The sequence below is a fragment of the Stenotrophomonas sp. 82F1 genome (genome assembly GCF_056861525.1).
Genome location: NZ_JBSPUD010000041.1, coordinates 1 through 3585, shown reverse-complemented (window position 1 = coordinate 3585; position 3585 = coordinate 1). Strand labels below are relative to the sequence as shown.

Here is a 3585-nt window from a genome sequence, read left to right as displayed (position 1 = left end):
CCAACCCGCCCGGCCCAATCGATGAATCGCATTGAGCGGCCACCCACGAGGGGCTGCGCCGTTGGCTGGAAACCTACGCGTGTACCGGCCGGTGCCCGCGCACCGCCATCACCAGACCGATGCCGGCCAGCAACGACACCGCCGAAGTGCCGCCGTAGCTGATCAGCGGCATCGGAATGCCCACCACCGGCAGCAAGCCGGAAATCATCCCGCCGTTGACCAGTACGTAGACGAAGAACGCCAGGCCGAGACTGCCGGCCAGCAACCGCGCGTGCGTGTCGCGTGCCTGCACCGCGATCGACAGGCAGCGCCAGACCACGAACAGATACAAGGCGAACACCGTCACCACGCCGATCCAGCCGAATTCCTCGGCCAATACCGAGAACGCGAAATCGGTGGTGTACTCCGGCAGGAAATCCAATGTCGCCTGTGTGCCGTGGCCCCAGCCACGACCCTGCAGGCCACCCGAGCCGATGGCGATGCGCGATTGCAGGATGTTCCAACCGGTGCCCAACGGATCAGCCGCCGGATCCAGGAAGGTCAGCACACGGTTCTTCTGGTACTGCCGCAGCAGCCCGAACCACGCCAGAGGCGCCGCCACCGACACCGCACTCAGGCCGGCCACCACCCAACGCCACTGCAGGCCAGCCAGCACCAACGCAAACACACCACTGGCCGTCACCAGGGTGGCGGTACCAAGATTGGGCTGCATCAGGATCAGCACCGCTGGCACCCCGATCAACACCGCTGCCGTCAGCACCGTGCGCGGCGATGGCGGCAGCGGCTGACGGTGCAGATACCAGGCCATCATCAACGGCAGGCTGAGTTTGAGCAGCTCCGAGGGCTGCAGATAGAACACGCCAAGGTTGAGCCAGCGTTGCCCGTATTTACCGGTACCGATCACATACACCGCCATCAACGGAAGCATCGACAGCGCATAGATGGCAGGTGTCCACGCGCGCAGGCGCAGCAGCGAGACCCGCGACAGCAGCCACATCGCTAGCAGACCCATCGCAAAGCGCATCGCCTGCCCCGCCACCGGTCCGTTCACGCTGTGCAGCACCGCAAGGCCTGCACCCATCAGGATCAACAACGCGACCAGCAACGGCAGATCGATCGTGCGCACTACCTCACGGCAGCCGCCAAGCATTCGTTTCCATTTCACCCGTGGCACGGTAGCAACCGGCGCTTTCGTGAAGCTGTCAGCGCTGTTTGTCGCTATCGACACCGCGCGTGGCGGATGCCTTTGGCCTGCGGATTTTCCGGGTTTCAAACAATTCTGATTGGAGCCGCAAGGGCCCCGTGCACATCATGTAGTGCCACCGACAACGGGTGGCACGGGACTCCAATCCCGAAGGACAGACAGTTGTTTACGCTTGCCGGCCGGCGTCGCCCTTTCCTTGTTGGGTGGCGTCGGCTGGCAATCCGTCCGTGCGTCTTTGGCGGGCGGTGCGTGGAGGGCCTCGTGCCCGCCGGAACTGTCTGTCCCCGGTATTGGAGCCACGCATCGTCCGCCACCCTCGCATGCACGCGGGGTGGCCCTTGCCTACCGCACAAGGATGCCGCCATGTCCGCTTCCACCTACCCGTACCTGTTCGCGACCTTGGGCGAGGCCGCCCACCAGCTGCCGGACGACATCGCCCGCGCCCTGGAAATCACGCTCACCGCCACGCAGGCCGCCAACAGTCCAGGCAGCCCTACCCTGCTGGACTGCCTGCAGCGCATCCGCCAGGTAGAAGCCGCCGACGGCCAGCCGTGGCCACACAAGGGGCGAACACAGGCGCAGTGCATGGCGATGGCGCGCATCGACCGCGCCAATGCCGGGCTGACCTTCCTGCTGGAACTGCTGCATGCCAGCGAACGCGTGCGCGTGGACGGCGACGACACGCAGCACCTGGGCGACGACGCCCGCGAAGGGCTGCTGCTGGCCTGCAGAGGCCTGTCGGAATATGTGGATGTGCAGCTGCAGGCCGCGTGATGCGTGCATTCCTGAAGAGCCGAGCATGGCTCGGCACTACAAAGAGCGAAGCGACCCGCTTCTGCTCTGCTTTATTTCTCTTTGCGTGGGTGGCCACCGCAGGAAACTGTCGGGGCCGGGCGGGGTGGGTTCGCGGGGGTGTCCGCGGCATGGATGCCGCGGCCAAGCCCCCAGGGTGAAGTGACCCCCGGGAGTTGGACGCCAGATCCAACCCCGAGGGATACATGAACAGGTACGAAGCTCGATTCAAACTGCAGGTCGCCAAAGAAGCCTGCAAGACCTCCACGTCGGTCAAAGCCATCGCCCGACACCACGGTTTGGAGTTCTCCACGGTCAGACGCTGGGTGGCTACGTATCGGCTGCACGGTTGGCGCGGGTTTCACCGCCAGACCCGGTCCTATGACCTCGCGTTCAAGCTGGCTGTTCTGGAGAAGATGAGCCGGGACGGCATGTCCGGGCGTGAGGCCACCACCTACTTTCAGATTGGCGATGCCGGCGCAGTGGGGCAGTGGCGGCGCCTGTATGCTCAGGGCGGTGCCCAAGCGTTGGCACCGCCGCCGCTGCCGCCCCGAAAGCCGATGAAAAAGACCCGTTCGTCCAAACCACCTGAGGATATGAGCCGCGATGAGCTGCTCAAGGAAGTCGCCTATCTGCGTGCGGAGACCGACTACCTAAAAAAACTCGATGCCTTGATCCGGGAAGAGCAGGCGGCGCAGGACGCAAAGCGCAAGCCATCCAAGGATTGAGGCAGGTTCATACGCTGTCGCTTCTGCTCGAAGCGGCAGAGCTGTCGCGCAGTACTTTCTATTACCAGAACCATGTCCTGGCCCATCCGGATCAGGACGAGGCAGATCTGTGCGAGCGCATCCGTGCAATCTACGATCAAAGCCAAGGGCGCTATGGCTATCGCACGGTGACGCTGGAATTGGCCAATCAGGGCCATCGGACCAATCACAAGCGGGTACAGCGTCTGATGGGAGAGATGGGCCTGAAATCACGGGTCCGCGTGAAGCGCTACCGATCTTTCAAAGGGGCAGCCAATGTTGTGGTTGGCAATGACCTCAATCGCCAGTTCCATGCCGAGCGGCCCAACCAGAAGTGGGTGACCGACGTCACCGAGTTCAAGGTGCAAGGGATGAAGCTCTACCTGTCGCCGATCATGGACCTCTACAACGGCGAAATCGTGGCTTATCAGATCAAGCGTCAGCCCGTGTTCGATCTGGTAGGTCAGATGCTGGACGAAGCCATCAACAAGCTCTCCCCGGATGAGCGCCCCATGATCCACTCCGACCAGGGCTGGCAGTACCAGCATGAAAACTACCGGCACATGCTGGAAAAGCACTCGTTGAAGCAAAGCATGTCCCGGCGTGGCAACTGCCTGGACAATGCGGCAATGGAAAGCTTTTTCGGGACGCTGAAGTCAGAATTTTTCTACCTGAACAGCTTTGACAGCATCGAGAGTCTGGAGGCTGGGCTCGTGGATTACATCAAGTACTACAACCAAGAGCGCATCAGATTGAAATTGAAGGGCCTGAGCCCGGTACAGTACCGGAAACAGGCCCAAGCGGCCGTTTGACCCCACCGTCCAACTCTCGGGGGTCACTTCA

General features: G+C 62.5%; 3 protein-coding genes. 2 read left to right on the top strand and 1 reads right to left on the bottom strand.

The window, feature by feature from the left end:
* Nucleotides 1-73 precede the first annotated feature (73 nt).
* On the bottom strand, nucleotides 74-1150 hold the full coding sequence (gene rodA, locus AC13GI_RS21585) for a rod shape-determining protein RodA (RefSeq protein WP_482997294.1): 1077 nt from the start codon (nucleotides 1148-1150) through the stop codon (nucleotides 74-76).
* A 417-nt stretch (nucleotides 1151-1567) separates the two neighbouring features.
* On the opposite strand from rodA, the gene AC13GI_RS21580 reads away from it, so the two are divergent.
* The gene (locus AC13GI_RS21580) at nucleotides 1568-1978 is read left to right on the top strand and encodes a hypothetical protein (RefSeq protein WP_482997293.1); all 411 of its coding nucleotides are present in this window, start codon (nucleotides 1568-1570) and stop codon (nucleotides 1976-1978) included.
* Between the two features lie 224 nt (nucleotides 1979-2202).
* Nucleotides 2203-3554 (top strand): IS3 family transposase gene (locus AC13GI_RS21575; protein ID WP_482995612.1). Its coding sequence is split into 2 segments (ribosomal slippage): nucleotides 2203-2650 and nucleotides 2650-3554, totalling 1353 coding nucleotides; the frame shifts between segments, so codons are not numbered across the junction.
* Nucleotides 3555-3585 lie beyond the last annotated feature (31 nt).